The organism is Curtobacterium sp. MCLR17_007 (assembly GCF_003234655.2).
Lineage (GTDB): Bacteria > Actinomycetota > Actinomycetes > Actinomycetales > Microbacteriaceae > Curtobacterium.
Genome location: NZ_CP126271.1, coordinates 1,350,849 through 1,371,036 on the forward strand (window position 1 = coordinate 1,350,849; position 20,188 = coordinate 1,371,036).

Genomic DNA, 20,188 nt, shown 5'->3' on the forward strand with positions numbered 1-20,188 from the left:
TGCATGGTGCTGAGGTCTTCTCATAGGCTCCTCAGGTGATCGATTTCAGTAACGGAACCCTGTTCAAGCTCGCGCAGTGCGACCCCGCGGAGATCGCACCGCAGGTCCAGCAACTCCTGATCGACGGAGAGCAGATCCTGGTCGCTGCGAAGACGATCCGCGACTTCGTCGTCTTCACGGACAAGCGCATCATCGCCGTCAACGTCCAGGGGATGACGGGCAAGAAGCGCGACTTCACTTCGCTGCCGTACGGCAAGATCCAGTCGTTCTCGGTCGAGACCGCGGGCACGTTCGACCTCGACGCGGAACTCGAGCTGTGGTTCAGCGGCCTCGGCAAGGTGCGGTTCGAGTTCAAAGGACGGTTCGACATCACGTACCTCGGCAAGCTGATCGCTCACCACGTCCTCTGAGTTGATGAGCGTTCCGCTGACGCTCCGCGCCCGCAAGCCCGGGTACGCGGTGATGCAACGATGCCTCGAGCTACAGGCAGCAGCCCCGGCGCGATCCTCGTGGCAGCGCTTCCGCGGCGTCGACGTGCTCGTACCCGAGGCTCGCTCCTGGTACAAGGGTGCGCTCGGCGAGCGGCGTGTTGCTGCGGTCCTCGACGAGCTCGGGCCCGAGTTCATGGTCCTGCACGCGGTACCAGTCGGCTCCGGAGCTTCCGACATCGACCACGTCGTCATCGGTCCGACCGGCGTGTTCTGCATCAACACGAAGAACCATGCCGACCACACGGTGTGGGTCGGTGGCCGAACGCTCATGGTCAACGGGCAGCGGACCCCGCATGTCCATCGCGCACTCGACGAAGGTGCCCAAACAAGCCGCCTCCTGTCGGCAGCTGCGGGGAGCGACGTGGCCGTGCAACCGCTCCTCGTGATCGAGAGCGCATCGCTCCGGTTCGGCAAGAAGCTACCCGCGGTCGTGACCCTCCGGCCGCAGGATCTCGGTCGGTGGATCTGCGGGCTTGAGCGAGCGTGGTCCGACGAGGCGACGCGGTACCTGGCGATGATCGCCGAGGAGCGCGCCACCTGGCACGTCGAGTCACTCGTCATCACCGACACGCTGCGTCACGTCCAGCGCTTCGAGCGTCTCGAGCGGGACATCGCGCAAGCGGCGGCTCAACGACGCTTCTTCCGTAAGGCGGTCGTCCTCGGTGTCCTGGCCGTGCCGGCCGGCGGTTTGCTCGGGTACTGGTGGGCGGTCGCGGCGGAAGCGCTCCAGAACGCAGCGTGACGGCTCGCCGAGTCGCGGTGCGCACTCGCGACACCGATGTCGGTGACGGCGTCTAGCGTTCGGGGAAGTGTCCACCGACCCCTCCCGAGGAGCCCCGTGCCGCCATCGTCGCTGTCCCGCCGCTCGCTCCTCGTCGGCGCGCTCGGCATCGCCGCCGCCTCGGGCCTGAGCGGTTGTGTCGCGAACAACGGCCCGGCTCCGAGCACCGCTGCCGCTGGCTCGAAGGCCGACATCGGCGAGGTCGAGGGCACGCTGCGCTTCGCGTTCTGGGGCGGCAGCGACGGCGAGAACACCGGGTTCGCCCGCGCCAAGAAGGGGTTCGAGGCGCGACACCCGAAGGCCACGATCGAGCTGCAGACCCTGCCGTACGACGGGTTCTTCTCGGGCATCGACCGCGGCATCCTGTCGAAGACCGCGCCCGACGTGTTCCGCGTCGACTACACGAGCATCGGCAAGTACACCTCGCACGGAGTGCTGCTCGACATGACCCCGTACCTGACCGCGGCGGAGTCGTCGGCGTTCCTGCCGGCGCTGTACGACGCCGTCCGGTTCGAGGGCCGCACCTACGGCGTGCCGCACCAGACAGACACCTCGGCCATCGCGTTCAGCCGCAAGGCCCTCGACGAGGCGGGCATCGGCGCCGTGCCGGACCGGCTCGAGGACGCGTGGACGTGGGACGAGTTCGCCGCGATCAGCACGAAGCTGCGCGGGTCGCTGCCGGACGACAAGTACCCGTTCGCCTACGACTGGACGGCCGCGGGGGCGTACCGGTGGGCGAGCTTCGTCTACCAGGCGGGCGGGTCGCTCCTGACGCCCTCGCTGCGGCACTCGGCGGTCGACAGCGACGCCGGGCGCAAGGCGATGGCGTTCACGCAGCGGTTCTTCGACGAGCGCTGGGTGCCGGCGAACAACACCATCAAGACGACGGTCTACTCGGACAACTTCTTCCTGAACCAGACCGTGGCGATGACGTTCATCGGCGACTTCCTGGTGCCGGAGCTGGCCGACGGCGCGAACGGGTACCAGGGCGGCGACTGGGCGACGACGTACATGCCGCGGGACCGGGCAGCGGCATCGGACCTCGGCGGCAACGCCCTCGTCGCCACCCGCGACACCGCGAACCCCGAGTTGGCGGCCGCGTTCCTGAAGTACATGGTGGAAGAGGACCCGATGCGTGACTTCTGTCAGCGAGCGAACGAACTGCCCACCCTGCAGAGCCTGGCCGACACGACGCTCGACTACGCGGTGCGGCCCGACGTGATGGACGTCTTCACGCAACAGGCGACGACGATCACCGAGACCGCGGTGCGCGAGACCGTGGTGCCGGGCTTCGCGTCGGTGAACACCGCGCTGCAGGACCAGCTCGAACTCGCCTTCCACGGTCGCAGCACGGACGACGCGGTCAAGGCCATCGACGCCGCGATCGACCAGGCAGTGGCCGCATGACGGGCGCGGCCGAGCGGATCGGCGGGGCCACGGCGGGCGGAGCCGTGCGGCGCGGACCGCGGCGGACCGTCGGGCCGTTCCGGGCCTCCAGTGGGGCCGCAGCGACTGCGTTCCTGGTGCCGAACGTCTTGCTCATCGTCGTCTTCACGCTGCTGCCGCTCGTGTACGCGCTGGTCATCAGCTTCCAGGACCTGGACTCGCTGGGCGGCACCAGCTGGGCCGGACTCGGCAACTACGCACGTCTGGTCACGGACCCGGTGTTCTGGCAGTCCGTGGCGAACACCGGCGTCTTCACCCTGTTCACCGTGCCGGTCGGCATGGCGCTCGGGCTCGGCATCGCGGTGCTGCTGAACGGGGTGCTGCCCGGCCGGGCGGTGTTCCGCACGATCATCTTCCTGCCGCTCGTGGTCTCCGGCGTCGCGACCGGCGTGCTCGGCGCGTGGATGTTCGACCAGAACAACGGGTTCGTGGACGAGTTCCTCAAGGCCCTCGGGCTGCCGGCGCTGCAGTGGCAGTCGAGCGGCGGCTGGGCGATGACCGCCGTGATCCTGATGACGCTGTGGCAGCGCATCGGGTTCGACATGCTCATCTACCTGGCGGGGCTGCAGGGCGTCGACCCCGCGGTGCAAGAGGCGGCGACGACCGACGGCGCGAGCGGCTGGCAGCGCTTCCGGCTCATCACGTTCCCACTGCTCGGTCCGTCGACGTTCTTCCTGCTCGTGATGAACCTCATCTACTCATTCCAGGTGTTCGACACCGTGTGGGCGATGACCCGCGGCGGCCCCGGCTACGGCACGACCACGATCGTCTCGTACGCGTACCGGGTGGCGTTCGACGAGCACGGCCCGCAGCTGCTCGGCTACGGCGCTGCGGTGGGCATCGTGATCTACCTGGTGACGCTGCTCATCACCGGACTGCAGTGGCGGTTCGACGCCGGACGGGACCAGACGGACTGATGACCACCTCGACCTGGGACACCGGCGCTGCCGGCACCGCGCCCGGCGCGGTCGCGCCCGTCGCAGCGACCCGCTCGCCACGCAAGCCCCGCAGCCGCACGCTCTGGCTGCGGCTCACCGTCGCGGTGATCGTGACCGTCGTCATGGCGTTCCCGCTGTACTGGATGCTGCTCACCGCGTTCTCGACGCGTGCCGACCTGTACGCGCCGGGGCTGCAGCTCTGGCCGGAGCACTTCACGATCCAGAACTTCGTCCGGCCGTTCCAGGAGTTCCCGGTCTGGCGGTGGTTCGGGAACTCGCTGATCGTGTCGGTCGTCGTCACGGTGATCACGGTCGTCTGCAACCTGCTCGCCGGGTACGCGTTCGCCAAGCTGCGCTTCCGCGGCCGGAACGCGCTGTTCCTGGTGCTGCTGTCGACGCTGATGATCCCACCGCAGGCGATCATCGTGCCGCAGTTCTTCATCTCGATCGGCCTGCATCTGTACGGCGGACTCTGGGGCGTGATCCTGCCCGAGGCGGCGGCGATCTTCGGGGTGTTCCTGGCGCGGCAGTTCTTCCTGGCGGTGCCCGACGAGCTCATCGAGGCGGCGCAGCTCGACGGTGCCGGCCGGTTCCGCACCTTCGTGTCGGTCGTGCTCCCGCTGTGCCGGCCGCTGCTCGCGGTGCTCGTGCTGCTGACGTTCATGGGGGAGTGGAACGCGTTCGGCTGGCCCCTCGTGGCACTCTCCGGCAACCAGGACCTGTTCACCGTCCCGATCGGCATCGTCGGAACGCTGCAGGGCCAGTACACGTCGGACTACGGCGCGATCATGGCGGTCAACCTGCTCATGATCCTGCCGATCGTCGCGCTCTTCCTGGCGTTCCAGCGCTACTTCGTCGAGGGCCTGTCGCGGAGCGGCCTGCGGTGAGTCAGAAGCCCCACCGCCCCACCGTCGCCGACGCGCGCCGCTGGGTCGCCGCGGACTTCGGCGTGCACGCCGTCGAGGTCGAGCAGGTCGCCGGCGGGACCGACACCTCGGCCGTCGTGTGGCGGATGGTCGACGACGCCGGCACCGCCTGGGCCGCGAAGTGGACCACCCGGCCGACCCGGACGGGCAGTCGTCTGGTCGCGTCCATGGCAGCTGCCGGACTCGAGAGCACGCCGGCCGCTCGTCCCACCGCGGACGGCCGCCGACGCAGCCGTCGCGCGGGCGGCAAGCTCGCGCTCACCCGGTGGTCCGGTGGTGAGGACGCGGCGACGGTCGGGCTCGACCTGGAGGGATGGCACGCGTACGGCGCGCTGCTGGCGGACGTGCACGCGCACGCCTTCCCGCCGCCGGTCCGGAAACAGGGAGCGCGGCGGGGCATCCGTCGTCGCCGACGCCGCTACCGCGCCGAGATCCGCGCGCTCGACGGGGCGGCCGCTGCTTCCACGGTCGACCGCGATGCGGTGCTCGACCTGTGGCAGGAGGCTCGTCCGCGGATCGACCTGCTGCTGCGGGGGACCGCGCTGGTCCCCAGCAGCCCTGCCGAGGCCGTCCCGTGCCACGGCGACCCGCACCTGGGCAACGTCCTGGTCGAGGCGGACGGCGCACTCCGTCTGGTCGACTGGGACGAGGCCGTCGTCGGTCCGCGCGAGCTCGACCTGCACCTGGTGGAGTTCAGCGTGCTGTTCGACCCGGCGACACCCGAGCAGCTCGGCGCGTTCCGCCAGGGATACGGCCCCGCCACGGTCGACGAGTGCCGGATGGTGCGGTTCGCCTGCGTTCGAGCGCTCGAGGACCTGACGTCCACGATGACAGAGGCGCTCGCGACCACCGGCGACGACCGGGACGAGGCACTTCGGGTGTTCACGGGCATCCTCGCGCCGACCGGATCGGCCTCGCTGGTCGCGGACCGGCTGCGACGTGCCCTCGCCGCGGCCGACGAAGCCGGACGAGCCGGCCAAAGCTGACGGGTATCGGCTCGAGCCGACGGCGCCTGACCGACGCCGACGGAACGGGCTGGGTCGAGGGAAGCAGCGCGGATCACGGAGAGCGGTGAGCGCTGGGGAGAGCAAGGTTCCGTGTGCGCGCTGACGAATCCGGTTCGCGAACGCCGGGTTCGGAGAACTGGATTCGTCAGCGCCGCGATCGGAAACCGTCATGCGGGGACCGTCGGACCCGTCGGGACCGTCGGGGCCGTCGGGACCCGGCGGGCCGGTCCCGACCTGCCGGGCCGGTCCGACCTGACCGGACGGGGCGGTCCCGACCTGCCGGGCCGGTCCGACCTGACGGGACGGGACGGGACGGTCGGACCTGACGGCCCGGCTGTGAACCGGCGGGCGTCGTCGGTCTGCGTCGCCTAGGAACTGGCCGTGGCCGCGCTGGCCGCGATGACCCCGGCCATGACGGCGGTGGTCTGGATGTCCTGCAGGACGCCCTTGACGGCGGGCGACGCCCACGTGCCGGACGTGATGTCCTGCACGAGCGCCTTGTCGACCTTGCCGAACTGCCGTCGGAGCGACCCGGTCGCTTCGAGCAGCGCGATCGTCGCAGCGGTGAACGGCGTCGGTGCGGCGCGACCGTCGAGGACCTCGAGCACGGTGGACCGCAGTGTCATCTCGGGGCGGCCGTCGAGCTCCGGGTACGACGTCGACGAGAAGATCCCGAGCGTGGTCCGCTGCTGACTGGTCAGGAGTCCCCGCTCGACGAGCGAAGCGGCGACGTCGTCGCGGAGCTGTCGTTTGCCGAGCTTCGACACCCACCACTTCGCCTTGCGCGGGGTCCCGGTCGCGGCGATCGTGCCGACCACGCTGTCGAGGACCGCGTCCCCGGTGGCGCTGCCGTCGACGACGCGCACCAGCTTGCCGTCGAGTGACACGGCCCCCCGCAGGGCGAGGTCCGCCAGGACCGCGCCAGCCAACCCGGAGTCGAACCGCTGCGCGTCGACCGCGCGACGGCCGTCCGGTTCGGTCAGCAGGAGCGTGAACGCCTGGGGCACGGTGAGTTGCTCAGCCATCCCGGCATCGTGCCACGTTCGGCGGGGGTGGGGCGAGCCTCCAGGACGTCGCGCGCGCCGCGCCGACCGGACAGTCGTCAGTACGCGGCGGACTGTCCGCCGTCGATGGGGACCACGGTCGCGTTGACGTAGCTGGCGTCGTCGGAGAGCAGGAACGCGACGACCGCGGCGATCTCGGGGGCTTCGCCATAGCGCTTGGTCGGGTTGACCTGGATGAACTCCTCGGCCGCCTTGCGCGGGTTCTCGGCGTCGAGCTGCTTCATCGAGTTCTCGACCATGGGCGTCCAGATCGCGCCAGGGGCGATGGCGTTGATGCGGATGCCGTAGCGGCCGTACTCGACGGCGGAGTTGCGGGTGAGACCCACCACGCCGTGCTTGGCGGCGGCGTACCCAGACTGGTTGCCGATGCCGCGGATGCCGCCGACACTCGCGGTGTTCACGACCATGCCGGAGCCCTGTTCGCGCATGACACGGAGGACCTTCTCGAGGCCGAGGAAGACCCCGCGCAGGTTGATCGACACGACCTTGTCGAACTCGGCGGCCGTGAAGGACTCGGTCGGGTTCTGCTTGCCCTCGATGCCGGCGTTGTTGAAGAAGCCGTCGATGCGCCCGAACCGCTCGGTCGTGGCGGTGACGTAGGCGTCGACCTGGGCCTCGTCGGAGACGTCGGCGACGGTGGTGAGAACCTGGGCCTCGGGGGTGGCCTCGAGGACGGCGGCCTTCGTGGCGTCGAGCCCGTCGGACGAGACGTCGACCAAGGAGAGCGCGGCACCTTCGGCTGCGAGGCGGACGGCGGTCGCGCGACCGAGGCCGGAGCCGCCGCCGGTGATGAGGACGACGCGGTCGCTGAAGCGGGCGGGGACGGTGGTGGACACGGTCATGGGGAGGCCTCCTGAGGTCTTCGTCGTCGAAGGTCGATGCGTTCACATCGGCTCGGATCTAGACTACACCTGTCGTCCAACGACCTACCGAGGTCTGGTCAGCAGCGGTCGAGGACGCGGACCATCGCGTCGTGCTCGGCGGGGACGACCCAGAGTCGGTAGGTCGTCTTCACTGCGATCTGATGCTCGACGTAGGTGCAGCGGAACGCCGTGTCCGCGGGCAGCCAGGTCGCGGCGTCGCCCGACCGCTTCTGCGCGTTCGCGTGCTGGTCAACGGCGAACAGGTTGTCCGGGTCGTTCGCCAGGGCAACGCGCTCGGCCGCGTCGAGCTGTTGTGCGCCGGTGGTCCAGGCGTTCTCGAGTGCGACGACGTGATCGATCTGCACGAGCGTGGACGTGGTGTCGCCGCGCACGAAGTCGATCCGGGTGCCGGTGTACGGCGACACGAGCACGCCCGAGGTCACCCGGCACGGACCGCTGCGCACGACGTCGCTCAGGTCGCGGGCGAGGACGTCGTTGCGGGTGTCGCATCCGTTGCGGTCGACGTCCAGCCAGGCGGTGCCGAAGTCGGCGGTGCGGTCGTAGCCGGTGGCCGGCGCCCGGCCCTTGACCGGCAGGGCAGCGAGACGGGTGCGTGCGGTCGCGACGCCGGCCGGACTGGAGGCCCGGCTCGGCGCCGGCCCGGACGCTGCGGTCGGTCCGGCGGTCACCGTGGCGCTCGGGCCTGTGGCGTCGGTCGTGCTCGTTGGCACGGCGGTCTCGGTGATGTTGGCGGCATGCAGGGCGTACCCGGCGATGGCGACGGCGAGGACGATCAGCGTGGAGGACAGGGTGCGGCGGGTGGTGCGGCGTCGGCGGGACGTCATGCGGGGTGGTGCTCCTGGTGGTGCTCGGCGGTTCGTCCCTCGATCCTGGTGGTCGCGTCCGACATCGCCGCGTAGACACGATGGCATGACCGACTACGCAGAACCGTCCGTGCCGGTGACCGGTGGAGCGATGCCGCTCCTCGGGTTCGGCACCTGGCAGATCGACGACGCCGACGCTCCCGCGGCCGTGAGCGCCGCCCTCGAGGCGGGCTACCGCCACATCGACACCGCGACCGGCTACAGCAACCAGCGCGGCGTGGGGAAGGCGATCGCCGACTCCGGGCTCGCGCGCGACGACGTCTTCGTCACGACGAAGCTCCCGCCGGACAACGCCGACCGGGTGCGCGAGACGATCGAGGAGAGCCTCGAGCAGCTCGGGCTCGACCACCTCGACCTGTGGCTCGTGCACTGGCCCCCGAACGGCGAGGCGCGCCCCGACGTGTGGGAGCAGGTCGTGCAGGCGCGGACGGACGGACTCACGAGGGCCGTCGGCGTCAGCAACTACTCGCTCGCGCAGATCGACGAGCTGATCCAGGCGACCGGAGTGACCCCGGCCGTGAACCAGATCAAGTGGAGCCCGGCCGAGTTCGACCGTGCCGTCGCCGACGGTCTGCGTGAGCGTGGCGTGGTGCTCGAGGGCTACAGCCCGTTCAAGGCGAGCAACCTCGAGGACCCGACCCTGGTGTCCATCGCCCAGGCGCACGAGGTCGACACCGCCCAGGTCATCGTCGCGTGGCACGTCGCGCACGAGTTCGTCGTCATCCCGAAGTCGTCGAACCCCGACCGCATCCGGTCGAACGCCGCCGGCGCCACGGTGACCCTGTCCGACGACGAGGTCACGCAGATCGACGCGCTCGGCCACTGAGGCCAACCGAACAACCGAACAACTGGCCAGCTGACCGGCCGGCCGCGTGCAGCGACCGGCCGGTAGCGTCAGTGGGGTGAGCAGCGCCCTCCTCGTCATGGACTACCAGAACAGCATCGTCGAGCGCCTCGGCACCGACGACGGGCTCGCAGCGGCGGTCTCGGCGGTCGACGCAGCGCGTGAGCGGCACATCCCCGTGGTCTTCGTCCGTGTGGCGTTCCGCCCCGGTGCGCCGGAGGTCGCCGCCGCCAACAAGATGTTCGGCGGCATGCGCGACCGCATGGGTGCGCAGGCACCGGACGCGACGGAGGTCCACCCCGCGTTCGACGTGAGCGACCAGGACATCGTCGTCGTGAAGAAGCGGGTCAGTGCGTTCGCCGGGTCCGACCTCGAGGTGCTGCTGCGCGGACTCGACGTGCGCGAACTGGTGCTGGCCGGCATCGCGACGAGCGGCGTGGTGCTGTCGACCCTGCGGCAGGCGGCGGACCTGGACTTCGGCCTGACGGTGCTGTCCGACGCATGCTCCGACGGGGACCCCGAAGTGCACCGGGTGCTGCTCGGGAAGGTGTTCCCGCGGCAGGCCGAGGTCATGACGGCAGCCGACTGGATCGCGTCCCTCACCTGACCCATCAAGCGGCCCCCGGGAATTCCCACTCCAGATCCGCTGGAGCCCGATCGATGACCGGGAACCCGACGGCACGCGCGACGCGGGCGAGCTTGGTGTCGAACGTCACCAGGGCGTCGCTCGTCATGATCGCGGTGTGCAGCGCGACGGCGTCCGGGATGCTGAGCCGGTGATGCGCGCACAGCGAAGCAACGCCCGCTGCGTCGTCGTCCTCGACCGGGACGACGAGCACGCCGAGGGCATCGATGCGGCGCAGGTACTGGTCAGCCCAGGAACGACGCGTCGGTCGGACGAGCACTTCTGCGAGCGTCACCGCGGAGGTGATGAACTCGTCCCACTCGTGATGATCGAGCACCTCGACCGCGCGTTCGTGCGTGGCGTCGAACTGGTCCCAGCGCGCGATGAGCACGTTCGCGTCGAGGGTGATCACAGGCGCCCTGCCCGGAGGTCTCGGAGGTAGTTCGGTGGATAGGTCATGCCGGGGGCGAAGCCGAAGAGGTCGACCGTCTGCCCGTTGCGCAGCGTGATGGACGAGGACATCCCGTTGTCTGCGCGACGGAGATGTGGGGGCCGCGGTGGGTCGTCGTCAGGGAGGTCGGGCGGGTCGGTGGTCTGGGCGTCATCGAGCAAGGTCATGCACCGACGCTACGAGCGCTCGATCTCGAACGCCAAGCTCTCCAGATGTCGTATGTCGCGCCGGCGCTCAGTCGAGCAGCGACCGGATGTCGTCCGCCGACAGGTCGTCCGCGAACAGCGCGTCGTCGTCGATCATCGTGGCGAACAGCTGTGCCTTGCGGGCCGCGAGTGCGAGCACCTTCTCTTCGATGGTGTCCTCGGCGATGAGCCGGTTGACGTTGACCGAGCGGGTCTGTCCGATGCGGTGTGTGCGGTCCACGGCCTGGGACTCGGCAGCGGGGTTCCACCACGGATCGAGGACGAACACCGTGTCCGCCTCGGTCAGGGTCAGTCCGAAGCCGCCGGCCTTGAGCGAGATGAGGAACGCCGGCGCGGTGCCGTTCCGGAAGCGGTCGATGACCTTGGTGCGGCCCCGCGTCGACCCGTCGAGGTAGTCGTACCCGATGCCCCGTTCGTCGAGTGCCGCGGCCACCATGCGCAGGAAGGACGTGAACTGGCTGAACACCAGCGCCCGACGCCCTTCGGCGGCGAGCTGTTCGAGTTCGTCGAGCAGCAGGTCGAGCTTGGCGGACGGGATGTCGTGGTCGTCCGGTGACGCCGCTGAAACCAGCGCGGGGGAGAGCGCGAGCATGCGCAGCAGCGTGAGGGACCGGAAGACGATCATCCGGTTGTGGTCGAGGTCGTCGATCAGGTCGAGGACCTTCAGGCGCTCCCGGTTGAGCGTGCGCTCGTAGACCTGGCGGTGCGCGGGGTCGAGCGTGACGCGGACGACCTGTTCCTGCTTGGGTGGCAGGTCCGACGCGACGCTCTCCTTCGTCCGCCGCAGCATGAGCGGTCGGATGCGCCGCCGTAGTCGTGCGGTCAGCTCGGAGCGGGCCTCGCCGCGGAGGTCCGGCGAGGCGAGCGGCTTGACGTAGTCGTCGCCGAAGCGCGTCCACGACGACAGCAACCCGGGCGCGACGATCGAGAACAGCGCCCACAGGTCGGTGAGCCCGTTCTCGAGCGGCGTGCCGGTGATCGCGATCTTGACGGGCGCGCGGAGCTCCGACGCCACGCGGTGGGTCTGCGACTGCGGGTTCTTCACGAACTGCGCCTCGTCGAGCAGCAGCGCCGACCAGGGCAGGTCGGTGTAGGCGGTGGCATCGAGGCGGAGCAGCGCGTACGAGGTCACGACCACGTCCGCCCCCGCCGCGACCCGGGCGACGAGGGACGGGTCCTTCAACGAGGTGGTCTCGATCGTCGCGACGCGCAGGGACGGGACGAAGCGCGCGGCCTCGGCGGCCCAGTTGCCGACGACCGAGGTGGGCGCGACGACCAGGAACGGCGGTTCGTCGGGTGCGGCACCGCGTCGGGCGGCGATCATCGCGAGCGCCTGCAGGGTCTTGCCGAGCCCCATGTCGTCGGCCAGGACCCCGCCCACCCCGTGCTCGACCAGGAACGACAGCCACGCGTACCCGGACAGCTGGTACGGCCGCAGGTCCGCGTGCACGGTGTCCGGCACGACGACGTCGGTGGGCGGCGCGGCGTCGAGCAGCCGAGCGGCCATCGAGCGCCACCGCTCGTCGTGGTCGGTCTCGTCGGCGAGCTGGTCGAACTCGGACCACAGCCCGGCCTGCAGCGGGGTGACGGCCATCGACTGCGACGGCTCCCACTCGTTCTGCTCGCGGGCTTCCTCGATCAGTTCCTTGAGCCGGTCGAACGCCGGGTCGCCCAACGACAGGTACGAGTTGTCGACGAGCTTCATCCGGCGCTGCCGACTGGCGAGCGCGGTCAGCAGCGGCGTGAAGGGGATCTCCTTGCCGTTCACGCTCACGAAGATGCCGAGGTCGAACCAGTCGTGCTTGTCGGACGGCATGGTCGTGACCCGGATGTGCGGGCGTCCGGTCAGCCGTTCGTAGTCGAGCCGTTCGCCCTGCACGACGACCCGCACGCCGCGTTCGGCCAGCGCCGGCAGCAGCTCGTTCGCCAACACGGCGACGTCGGCCCCCTCGACGGTGCCGTCGGCGAACCAGTCGAGGCCGCCGCCGGGTCCGGCCGTGTGTCCGACGGGAGGCCCGGAACGGTCTGCGTCGTCGGCCGCGGCCGACGACGTGGTCGCGTCGTCGGCCGCGCGCACGCCCGTCAGGTCGGGGAGCGGACCGTGCATCGCCACCGGGTCCTTGCGGCCGTCGACGTGCCAGCGCCACTGTACGTGGGCGACGTCGTCCGTGCGGGGTGCCCGCGCCGGCTCGAACGTGACCGTCAGTACGAGTTCGGGCGGCGTCCGCTCGGGGAGCTCGATCGAGCCGTCGGAGCTGACCAGCCCGAGTGCGCCGCGCAGCCGCGGGGACCAGTCGGCCAGGAACTCGTCGACCTCGGCCGCGGGCACGTGGATGCGTGCGTCCTCGGTCAGCATGCGGCGCTGGTCCTCGGGGACGGGCTCGGGCGTCGGGGCCAGGTCCACACGGAACTCGGGCGACTCGCGGAACACGTACAGCCCGTGGTCGCCGATGAGCCGCGCGGCACCGTGCACCACGGGACGGCCGTCGAACACCGCGCTCGCGCCGATCACGAGCCCGTCGTCGGCACGAGCGACGTCGAGCAGGACCCGGGCGTCGGAGCCGAGTGCCGCTCCGCCCTCGCGTTTGCCGGTGACGAACGCGATGCCGAGTGCCGGGGCCTGTCGCAGCAGCGGCCACAGCAGCGGGCTCGGGAAGTCGTCGAGGTGGATCCAGTCGCTCTCGCCGGGCAGTCCCGCCAGTGCGCCCGCGCGGTGCAGGGCCGCGAGCTGCAGGAACCAGGCGTGCTGTTCGGCGCCGAGGCCGAGCCGGTTCATCGAGTAGGGGAGCGCGCCCCACGTCAGCTGCCCGCGCACCCAGTTGCCCGCGTCGCTGCGGGTCACGGGGCGGACGCCGAGCCGCACGGACCGGGACGCCGTGGGGACCGCCCGACCGGTCGCGCGCGCCCTTGCCGCCATGCGCGCGGGGACCGCGTCGCGGAGCTCGAACTGCAGGCCGAGCGGGGTGGTGCTCGGGACCGGACCGGGTGGCGGGGTGTCGCCGGCGAGGCGGGCGACCTCGTGCCTCCAGTCCGCTGGTGGTGGTGGCGGCGCCGGCGCCTCGGACCGCGGTCCGGCGTGGGCCGCGACGGCTCGCGCGTTGATGGTGAGCAGTGCCGCGGCGACGTGCTTGCACTCGCCGCCGATCGGGCAGGTGCAGCGGGAGCGCACCGGACGGACGAACTCGCCGCGCGCGACCGTGGTGTCGATGTGGACGTCGTACGGGACGTCGGACGATCCGGACACCGTGGCGGTGATGGTGCCGTCGTCGTGGACCGCTGCCTCTTCCACCAACCCCTGGCGGACGATGTCGCGTGCCCGGCCGAAGGTCTGCGGCCCGACGAAGCGGATGACGTCGACGGCGTCGATCATCGGGGCGGCTGGCACACGCCCATCGTGCCAGGCCCCACCGACCCCCGCGGACCGTTCCCACCCGGACAGGGGCTGTCGCCCGCGGCCTGGGTCCGACAGGGTGGGGGGACCATGCTGCAGTCACTGCTCTACATGAGCTCCGCGAAGGAACCGTTCGACGACGACGCGCTCGAGGCCCTGCTCGAGCACGCGCGTTCCCGGAACACCGCAGACGGGTTGACCGGGCTGCTGGTGCACCGCGCCGGACGGTTCATGCAGCTGCTCGAGGGGCCGTACGACGCCGTGATGGCGACCTATGCCCGGATCCTCCAGGACGAGCGGCACGACGACGTCTCGCTGCTGGTCGAGGAGACGCTGCACACGCGGCGCTTCCCGGAGTGGTCGATGGCCTACGACCGATCGGAGCCGCAGGACGTGCCCGAGGGCTTCAGCGACTTCCTCGCCTCGGGGGACAGCAGCGCCGACCGCAGCAAGTCGCGCGAGCTGCTGCGCTGGTTCCGCAACCACCCGCTCGCGGACCCGACGGCTGCGGGCGGCAAGCACCGCCGCTAGCGCTGCTGCTCGACCGCCAGCTTGCTGTGCTTCCGCGAGTAGCCGAAGTACACGCCGAGCCCGATGGCGAACCACACCGCGAAGCGCACCCACGTCTCCCACTGCAGGAACGTGACGAGCCAGAGCGACGCGATCACGCCGACGATCGGCACGATCGGCATGAGGGGGAGCTTGAACTGCCGGGGCAGGTCCGGCTGGGTGTAGCGCAGCACGATGACCGCGGTGCACACGACGACGAACGCCAGCAGGATGCCGATGTTCGTCAGCTCCGCGACCACGCCGATCGGCAACACGCCCGCCAGGACCGCCGACGCGATGCCGAGGATCCAGGTCACCCGGGTCGGCACGTGGCGCTTCGGATCGGTCTTCGCGAACCACTTCGGCATCAGGCCGTCGCGGCTCATCGAGAACCACACCCGCGAGGCGCCCAGCATGAACGTCACGAGCACGGTCACGATGCCGACGATGGCCCCGATCGCGATGACGTTCGCCACCCCGCCGAGCCCGACCGACGCGAACGCCGACGAGAAGCCCGAGGCCGGGTCGATGTCGGTGTACTTCTGCATGCCCGTCAGGACGATGGTCGCCAGGACGTAGAGCACCATCGAGATCGCCAGGGACAGCAGGATCGCCTTCGGCATGTGCTTGCGCGCGTCGACGGACTCCTCGGCCGCGGTCGACATCGCGTCGTAGCCGAACACCGCGAAGAACACCGTCGCCGCACCGGTCATCACGCCGCCGAAGCCGAAGGGGAAGTACGGGTCGTAGTTGGCGCTGTTGATGTGGAACACGCCGAGCACGACGATCAGCACCACGAGGGCGACCTTGATGCCGACGGCGACGAACTCGAACCGGGCAGCGCTCCGGATGCCGCGGGTCAGCACGAACGCGGTGAGCAGGCAGAGCAGGATCGCGAACACGTCGAGCACGTGCCCGTCGCCCGTGCCGGGTGCGCCGAGCATCCAGGCGGGCAGGTCGATGCCGAACTGCCCGACCAGGAACCCGACGTAGCCGGAGATGCCGATCGCGACCACGGCCACGATCGCGGTGTACTCGAGCAGCAGGTCCCAGCCGATGAACCACCCGACGATCTCGCCCAGGACCGCGTAGCCGTACGTGTACGCACTGCCCGCCTTCGGGATCAGTCCGGCGAACTCCGCGTACGACAGCGCGGCGGCGGCGCTCGCGACCCCGGCGACCAGGAACGAGATGAGCACGGCGGGTCCGGCGACGCCGTGGGCGACCGTGCCGGCCAGGGTGAAGATGCCCGCGCCGATGATGCCGCCGATGCCGATCGCGGTGAGCTGCCACAGCCCGAGGTGCCGTTTCAGGCCGCCCTCGCCCCCGGTGTCGTCGTCGATCTCCTCGATCGGCTTGCGGCGGAACAGGGTCGGTCGCGGCGTCGTTGCCATGCGCCCACTCTGCACCCTGTGCGCGCGGTGTGTGCGGCCGTTGCCGCTGCACGGGGCGGACTGGAGGCCCGGTGCCGGGCCGCCACGGGCCTCCCGTCCGTCAGGGGCCACGGGCCTCCGGTCCGTCAGGGGGTCGCGTAGGGCGACCAGAACGGCGGCGGCACGGCGCCCCCGCTCAGCACGTAGACCAGTTGGTACGCCATGGCGACGAACGCGATCCCGATGATGACGATGCCCGCCCAGGCCCACCAGCGGGCCGCGCGGCGACGACCGCCGATCGCGATCGCCCGCCAGCCGCTCAGCAGCCCGACGACACCGAAGAACCCGCCGAGCGCCACGTGCTGGGCGAGCTGCTCCGCCGGGATCACCAGGCCGAGGTACAGCGCGATGCAGCCGAGCACCACCGCGACGGACGCGGGAGCCGCCGGGGGTTCGTGGTCACGGGTCCGTGCGGCCATGCCCCGAACCTACCGACGCGCTGTGATGTCCGGCAGACGCCGGTTCAGGGGGCAACGTGGTCGGGGCCTCGTGCGAGCCGCGCGCTCGCCGGGCATGCTGGGTGCATGCGTTCGTTCGTCCGTGTCCTGCTCGGGCTCGCGCTGGTCTTCGCCGGCACCAGCCACCTCACCTTCGCGCGGAAGGACTTCCAGGCCCAGGTGCCGGAGTTCGTGCCGCTCGACACCGACGCGACCGTGCTGGCGTCCGGGGTCGCCGAGATCGGTCTCGGGTCAGCACTGCTGTTCGCCGGTCGTCGGCGTCGTCGGCTCGTCGGGAACGTCGCGGCCTGGTTCTTCGTCGCCGTGTTCCCGGGCAACCTGTCGCAGTGGGTGAACCGCCGGAGTGCGTTCGGCCTGGACACGGACGCCAAGCGCATCGGTCGTCTGTTCGGACAGCCGCTCCTGATCGCCGCGTCGCTGTGGTCCACGCGCGGCGGGACGCGCCGGCGCTCCTGATGTCCGCGCCGGTGACGCCGTCCGAGCGTCCCGCGACCGACCGCACGGGTCCTGGTCGCCGGGCCCGTCACCCCGTGGTCGGCGGCCGTCGCGTCGCGGACCTGGTCGCCACCATCGTCCTGCTCGCCATCGACGCGGGTGTCGCGCTCGTCGCGGGGTGGGGGATCGTGTTCCTCTCGCTCGGCTTCGGGTCGTGCACCGCGCCGGGCAACCGGTGTGACGAGACCCTCGGAGGAGTCGTCGTGTACGCGGGGCCGGTGCTCGTGGCGCTGGTGCTGGCGCTCACCGTCGTCTTCTCCGTGCTGCGACTGACGCGACGCCGGCTGGCCTGGCCGGTCGCGGTGACCGGGTTGGTGGCCGTGGTGGTGGTGTTCTTCGGTGCCCTGCTGCTGGTGGACAGCGCAGTCACGCACGGGATCTGAGCGGGACCGCGGATCTTCCTCCACAACTAGGCCGTGCGGTCTCGTCGTCCACAGTTGCGGGCTCGTGGGGCCTGTCGGTGGCCGGTCTCGGCGAGCCTGGAGCCATGCCAGACACCGATGTGCTCGACCGACTCGAGCGAACAGCAGTCCGTACCGATGACGACGTCGTGGACCTCGTCGTCGCCCTCCTCGAACGCCCCGTGCGCCGGCAGTGCTGGGTGCTCTTCCTCGCACCCCGCGGCGTGCCCATCCAGCTCGTGGTGCCGATCGCCGACCTGCCGTACCAACCCGACGACCACGTCGACGACTTCGGTGCGCTGGTCGCCGACCTCGTCGAGCAGGTCGACGCCGCCGACGTCGTGCTCGCGTGGGAACGGCCGGGTACACGCGGACTCAGCCCGGTGGACTGGGAGTGGGTGGACGCCATGGCGTGCGTGCTCGACGAGCACCACGTGCGTCTGCGTGGGCAGGTCGTCGTGCACGACGGGGGAGCGTCGATGGTCGAACTCGACGACGACGAGGTGACCGCCGCGGCGGCGTGACGCGTCGACGGCCGTTGTTTCGCGTCGGTGCGGCGTGGGCCGCAGTGACGTGCGCCGGGGTCAGCCCTGTGGGGCGGTGTCCGGCACGTCCTGGCCGGTCAGGCCCTCGACCACGGCCTTCGCCGCTGGCCAGGACTTCGTGTAGTGCTCCGGGTCGGCGTTCACCTGCACGGCGTGCGCCATCTGCGTCGGGGTCATGGTCTTCCACCCGGGGACCTTCACGAGCTTCGCGTAGAACATCGACGCTGCCGTGTACGGGTCCATCCGCTGCTCGTACGTGCCCCACGCCCCGTTGTCCCGCTGCTGGAACAGTCCCCGGCTGTCGGGGCCGACCGCGTCACCGTGGTCCAGGTTCTGCAGCCCGGACTCGCCGATCGCGGTCATCACCCCGACGGCCTGCGTGTGCGGGCCGATGCCGAGGGACTGCGCGGCCTCGATGACGTACGCGGCGTTCACCAGCCGGTCCTGGCAGTAGCCGGCGACCGGCCCCGCGGGGACGACGATCCCGCCGATGGTCTTCGACGCGGCCGCCGGGCACGTGACGGCCTGCGGGGACGACACCGAGCCGGCCACGCCGGACAGTGAGTGGACCGCCATGACGACCAGCACGACCACGCCGATGCCGACGGCCACGATCCCGGCGCCGAACACGGACGCCAGCGTGATGCCGACACGGTGCATGCTCGGGTCCTTCCGTCCGGGTCCGGTGCCGGGGGTGCCGGATGTCGGTCCGGGTCCCGGGGTGCCGGATCTCGGTCCGGGCGCCAGGACGAGGGTACGAGGGCGGCCTGGGAACGGCCGCCCTCGACATGCCCCGCGTTCAGGTGCGCTCTGGTCCGAGTGGGCGCCGGTCAGCTGCGCGGCGGCCGGGGTGTGCCCCGGTCAACTGCGCTGCAGCCGGGGTGTGCCCGCGTCAGCTGCGCTCGGCCGGCTCGTCGTCGCGGTGGACGACCTGCGTCGGTTCGGTCACCAGTCCGGTCGGCGCCTTGTCCGTGTGCTTGCGGCCGTGGGTGAACCAGGTCACGATCCACAGCAGCACGCCCAGCGCCAGCAGGGCACCCGCGATCTGGTACTGCTCGACCGCGCGACCGGACGAGAACGGCAGCACGAGCCACAGGCAGGTGACGACGCCGATCACGGGGATCACGACACCGGCTCGGAAGTGCTTGTGACCGACCTTGTCGCGCCGCAGCACCAACACCGACAGGTTGACGACGGCGAACACGGACAGCAGCAACAGCGACGTGGTCCCGCCGAGCACGACCACGATGGGGGAGTCCGGGCTGAGCGACACCCAGCCGATCAAGGCCAGGGAGATCACCGTGGTGAAGACGATCGCGGTGGACGGGGTGCGGCGGGTCTGCGACACCTTCGACAGGAACCCGGGCAGGACACCCTGCTTGCTCATGCCGTACAGCAGGCGCGACGCCATCATCATGTTGATCAGCGCGGTGTTGGCGACGGCGAACATCGAGATGAAGGGCAGCAGGTTGCCGATCGGGAAGTCCGGCGCGGCGGTCTGCACGACGGTGACCAGCGGCGTCTCGTTGCCCGCGAGCTCACCGATCGGCACGACGGCGACGGCGCAGATGGACACAAGCACGTAGATGACGGCGGTGATGCCGAGGCCCGTGAGCATCACCTTGGGGAAGATCCGCGACGGGTCCTTGGTCTCCTCGGCCATGTTCACCGAGTCCTCGAAGCCGACCATCGCGAAGAACGCCAGCGAGGTCGCCGTCGAGATCGACAGCAGCAGGCTCTTGTCCTCCGGGGTCTCGAACATGACCACGCGCGAGAAGTCCGCGTTGCCGCCCGCGATCGCCCAGAACCCGATGAGGATCACCATCACCAGACCGCTCAGCTCGACGAGGGTCAGGACGACGTTGGTCTTGACGCTCTCGCTGACGCCTCGGAAGTTCACCGCCATCACGGCGAGCATGAACCCCATCGCGATGAGCATCACCACGCCGTTCGGAAGCTCGAGGCCGAAGCCGACCCCGAGGTTCGCCGCGAACGCCCGCGACGCCGTCGACGCCGAGGTGATCCCCGAGCACATCACGATGAACGTGACGATGAAGGTGACGAAGTGGATGCCGAACGCCTTGTGGACGTAGAGCGCGGCACCGGCGGTCTGCGGGTACTTCGTGACGAGCTCCAGGTACGAGAACGCCGTCAACAGCGCGACCGCGAACGCGATGAGGAACGGGAGCCATGCCGCCCCACCGACCTCCGCCGCGACCTGCCCCGTCAGGGCGTAGACACCCGTGCCGAGGATGTCCCCGATGATGAACAACAGCAGGAGCTTGGGTCCGAGGACACGGCGCAGTTCGGGCTGCTCCGTGGTCGGGCGCTCGGTGTTGGTTGTGGCCATGCACCACACTGTTGCGCCTGCACGCTTCCCTGTCCAGTCT

22 protein-coding genes are annotated in these 20,188 nt (G+C 70.4%); 12 read left to right on the forward strand and 10 right to left on the reverse strand.

Features of this window, described 5'->3' with window-relative positions; genetic code table 11:
* Positions 1-35: 35 nt before the first annotated feature.
* The 6 genes from DEJ13_RS06400 (at position 36) to DEJ13_RS06425 (ending at position 5,568) form a co-directional block, all read left to right on the forward strand.
* Positions 36-410: a PH domain-containing protein gene (locus DEJ13_RS06400; protein ID WP_056125624.1), complete on the forward strand. Its 375-nt coding sequence runs from the start codon at positions 36-38 to the stop codon at positions 408-410.
* A gap of 4 nt (positions 411-414) precedes the next feature.
* Positions 415-1,233: a nuclease-related domain-containing protein gene (locus tag DEJ13_RS06405; RefSeq protein ID WP_111106697.1), complete on the forward strand. Its 819-nt coding sequence runs from the start codon at positions 415-417 to the stop codon at positions 1,231-1,233.
* 96 nt (positions 1,234-1,329) lie between these two features.
* Complete coding sequence (locus tag DEJ13_RS06410) at positions 1,330-2,679, forward strand: ABC transporter substrate-binding protein (RefSeq protein ID WP_181437011.1); 1,350 nt, start codon at positions 1,330-1,332, stop codon at positions 2,677-2,679.
* On the forward strand, positions 2,676-3,635 hold the full coding sequence (locus tag DEJ13_RS06415) for a carbohydrate ABC transporter permease (RefSeq protein ID WP_111106699.1): 960 nt from the start codon (positions 2,676-2,678) through the stop codon (positions 3,633-3,635). Before DEJ13_RS06410 ends, DEJ13_RS06415 begins: the two co-directional genes overlap by 4 nt.
* Positions 3,635-4,543 carry a carbohydrate ABC transporter permease gene (locus DEJ13_RS06420; RefSeq protein ID WP_111106700.1) on the forward strand — a complete coding sequence of 303 codons (909 nt, stop codon included), beginning with the start codon at positions 3,635-3,637 and terminating at the stop codon, positions 4,541-4,543. The genes DEJ13_RS06415 and DEJ13_RS06420 overlap by 1 nt, the downstream gene beginning before the upstream one ends.
* Positions 4,540-5,568, forward strand: coding sequence for an aminoglycoside phosphotransferase family protein (locus DEJ13_RS06425; protein ID WP_111106701.1), 1,029 nt, complete (start codon positions 4,540-4,542; stop codon positions 5,566-5,568). Before DEJ13_RS06420 ends, DEJ13_RS06425 begins: the two co-directional genes overlap by 4 nt.
* A 389-nt stretch (positions 5,569-5,957) precedes the next feature.
* Here the strand turns inward: DEJ13_RS06425 and DEJ13_RS06430 are convergent, their stop codons facing one another.
* The 3 genes from DEJ13_RS06430 to DEJ13_RS06440 all read right to left on the reverse strand — a co-directional run bounded on the left by DEJ13_RS06430 (position 5,958) and on the right by DEJ13_RS06440 (position 8,361).
* Positions 5,958-6,614, reverse strand: a complete 657-nt coding sequence (locus DEJ13_RS06430) for a GOLPH3/VPS74 family protein (protein WP_111106702.1) — start codon at positions 6,612-6,614, stop codon at positions 5,958-5,960.
* A gap of 77 nt (positions 6,615-6,691) precedes the next feature.
* Positions 6,692-7,495 carry an SDR family oxidoreductase gene (locus DEJ13_RS06435; protein WP_111106703.1) on the reverse strand — a complete coding sequence of 268 codons (804 nt, stop codon included), beginning with the start codon at positions 7,493-7,495 and terminating at the stop codon, positions 6,692-6,694.
* Between the two features lie 98 nt (positions 7,496-7,593).
* A complete protein-coding gene (locus DEJ13_RS06440) occupies positions 7,594-8,361 on the reverse strand; it encodes an HNH endonuclease family protein (protein WP_111106704.1) in 768 nt (255 codons plus the stop codon).
* Positions 8,362-8,446: 85 nt separating this feature from the next.
* Here DEJ13_RS06440 and DEJ13_RS06445 point away from each other — a divergent pair, with 85 nt between their 5' ends.
* Together DEJ13_RS06445 and DEJ13_RS06450 are read left to right on the forward strand one after the other, a co-directional pair.
* Complete coding sequence (locus tag DEJ13_RS06445) at positions 8,447-9,226, forward strand: aldo/keto reductase (RefSeq protein ID WP_220037574.1); 780 nt, start codon at positions 8,447-8,449, stop codon at positions 9,224-9,226.
* 76 nt (positions 9,227-9,302) lie between these two features.
* Entirely contained in the window at positions 9,303-9,851 is a 549-nt protein-coding gene (locus DEJ13_RS06450; RefSeq protein ID WP_111106705.1) for a cysteine hydrolase family protein, read from the forward strand.
* A gap of 4 nt (positions 9,852-9,855) precedes the next feature.
* Here DEJ13_RS06450 and DEJ13_RS06455 read toward each other — a convergent pair whose 3' ends face one another.
* From DEJ13_RS06455 to DEJ13_RS06465, 3 genes are all read right to left on the reverse strand, one after another.
* A complete protein-coding gene (locus DEJ13_RS06455) occupies positions 9,856-10,281 on the reverse strand; it encodes a type II toxin-antitoxin system VapC family toxin (protein ID WP_111106706.1) in 426 nt (141 codons plus the stop codon).
* A complete protein-coding gene (locus tag DEJ13_RS06460) occupies positions 10,278-10,487 on the reverse strand; it encodes a hypothetical protein (protein WP_111106707.1) in 210 nt (69 codons plus the stop codon). The genes DEJ13_RS06455 and DEJ13_RS06460 overlap by 4 nt, the downstream gene beginning before the upstream one ends.
* 67 nt (positions 10,488-10,554) lie before the next feature.
* The gene (locus DEJ13_RS06465; protein WP_146245223.1) at positions 10,555-13,911 is read right to left on the reverse strand and encodes a DEAD/DEAH box helicase; all 3,357 of its coding nucleotides are present in this window, start codon (positions 13,909-13,911) and stop codon (positions 10,555-10,557) included.
* Between the two features lie 96 nt (positions 13,912-14,007).
* Here DEJ13_RS06465 and DEJ13_RS06470 point away from each other — a divergent pair, with 96 nt between their 5' ends.
* Complete coding sequence (locus DEJ13_RS06470; protein ID WP_258374073.1) at positions 14,008-14,448, forward strand: BLUF domain-containing protein; 441 nt, start codon at positions 14,008-14,010, stop codon at positions 14,446-14,448.
* Here DEJ13_RS06470 and DEJ13_RS06475 read toward each other — a convergent pair.
* Complete coding sequence (locus DEJ13_RS06475) at positions 14,445-15,860, reverse strand: amino acid permease (protein WP_111106709.1); 1,416 nt, start codon at positions 15,858-15,860, stop codon at positions 14,445-14,447. The two genes, DEJ13_RS06470 and DEJ13_RS06475, sit on opposite strands and share 4 nt — an antisense overlap.
* A gap of 125 nt (positions 15,861-15,985) precedes the next feature.
* Complete coding sequence (locus tag DEJ13_RS06480) at positions 15,986-16,318, reverse strand: hypothetical protein (protein ID WP_111106710.1); 333 nt, start codon at positions 16,316-16,318, stop codon at positions 15,986-15,988.
* Positions 16,319-16,423: 105 nt separating this feature from the next.
* Here DEJ13_RS06480 and DEJ13_RS06485 point away from each other — a divergent pair, with 105 nt between their 5' ends.
* From DEJ13_RS06485 to DEJ13_RS06495, 3 genes are all read left to right on the forward strand, one after another.
* The gene (locus DEJ13_RS06485) at positions 16,424-16,813 is read left to right on the forward strand and encodes a DoxX family protein (RefSeq protein WP_111106711.1); all 390 of its coding nucleotides are present in this window, start codon (positions 16,424-16,426) and stop codon (positions 16,811-16,813) included.
* Entirely contained in the window at positions 16,813-17,235 is a 423-nt protein-coding gene (locus tag DEJ13_RS06490) for a hypothetical protein (protein ID WP_146245224.1), read from the forward strand. Before DEJ13_RS06485 ends, DEJ13_RS06490 begins: the two co-directional genes overlap by 1 nt.
* A gap of 104 nt (positions 17,236-17,339) precedes the next feature.
* Positions 17,340-17,777: a hypothetical protein gene (locus DEJ13_RS06495; RefSeq protein ID WP_146245225.1), complete on the forward strand. Its 438-nt coding sequence runs from the start codon at positions 17,340-17,342 to the stop codon at positions 17,775-17,777.
* Positions 17,778-17,837: 60 nt separating this feature from the next.
* Here DEJ13_RS06495 and DEJ13_RS06500 read toward each other — a convergent pair whose 3' ends face one another.
* Positions 17,838-18,458 carry a hypothetical protein gene (locus DEJ13_RS06500; RefSeq protein WP_111106714.1) on the reverse strand — a complete coding sequence of 207 codons (621 nt, stop codon included), beginning with the start codon at positions 18,456-18,458 and terminating at the stop codon, positions 17,838-17,840.
* A 232-nt stretch (positions 18,459-18,690) separates the two neighbouring features.
* Entirely contained in the window at positions 18,691-20,148 is a 1,458-nt protein-coding gene (locus tag DEJ13_RS06505) for an APC family permease (RefSeq protein WP_111106715.1), read from the reverse strand.
* Positions 20,149-20,188 lie beyond the last annotated feature (40 nt).

Coding starts and splice junctions, on each gene's coding strand:
- DEJ13_RS06405 (WP_111106697.1), top strand. CDS start 415: ATGAGCGTTCCGCTGACGCTCCGCGCCCGCAAGCCCGGGTACGCGGTG.
- DEJ13_RS06415 (WP_111106699.1), top strand. CDS start 2,676: ATGACGGGCGCGGCCGAGCGGATCGGCGGGGCCACGGCGGGCGGAGCC.
- DEJ13_RS06420 (WP_111106700.1), top strand. CDS start 3,635: ATGACCACCTCGACCTGGGACACCGGCGCTGCCGGCACCGCGCCCGGC.
- DEJ13_RS06430 (WP_111106702.1), bottom strand. CDS start 6,614: ATGGCTGAGCAACTCACCGTGCCCCAGGCGTTCACGCTCCTGCTGACC.
- DEJ13_RS06435 (WP_111106703.1), bottom strand. CDS start 7,495: ATGACCGTGTCCACCACCGTCCCCGCCCGCTTCAGCGACCGCGTCGTC.
- DEJ13_RS06440 (WP_111106704.1), bottom strand. CDS start 8,361: ATGACGTCCCGCCGACGCCGCACCACCCGCCGCACCCTGTCCTCCACG.
- DEJ13_RS06445 (WP_220037574.1), top strand. CDS start 8,447: ATGACCGACTACGCAGAACCGTCCGTGCCGGTGACCGGTGGAGCGATG.
- DEJ13_RS06460 (WP_111106707.1), bottom strand. CDS start 10,487: ATGACCTTGCTCGATGACGCCCAGACCACCGACCCGCCCGACCTCCCT.
- DEJ13_RS06470 (WP_258374073.1), top strand. CDS start 14,008: ATGCTGCAGTCACTGCTCTACATGAGCTCCGCGAAGGAACCGTTCGAC.
- DEJ13_RS06475 (WP_111106709.1), bottom strand. CDS start 15,860: ATGGCAACGACGCCGCGACCGACCCTGTTCCGCCGCAAGCCGATCGAG.
- DEJ13_RS06480 (WP_111106710.1), bottom strand. CDS start 16,318: ATGGCCGCACGGACCCGTGACCACGAACCCCCGGCGGCTCCCGCGTCC.
- DEJ13_RS06485 (WP_111106711.1), top strand. CDS start 16,424: ATGCGTTCGTTCGTCCGTGTCCTGCTCGGGCTCGCGCTGGTCTTCGCC.
- DEJ13_RS06490 (WP_146245224.1), top strand. CDS start 16,813: ATGTCCGCGCCGGTGACGCCGTCCGAGCGTCCCGCGACCGACCGCACG.
- DEJ13_RS06495 (WP_146245225.1), top strand. CDS start 17,340: ATGCCAGACACCGATGTGCTCGACCGACTCGAGCGAACAGCAGTCCGT.
- DEJ13_RS06500 (WP_111106714.1), bottom strand. CDS start 18,458: ATGCACCGTGTCGGCATCACGCTGGCGTCCGTGTTCGGCGCCGGGATC.
- DEJ13_RS06505 (WP_111106715.1), bottom strand. CDS start 20,148: ATGGCCACAACCAACACCGAGCGCCCGACCACGGAGCAGCCCGAACTG.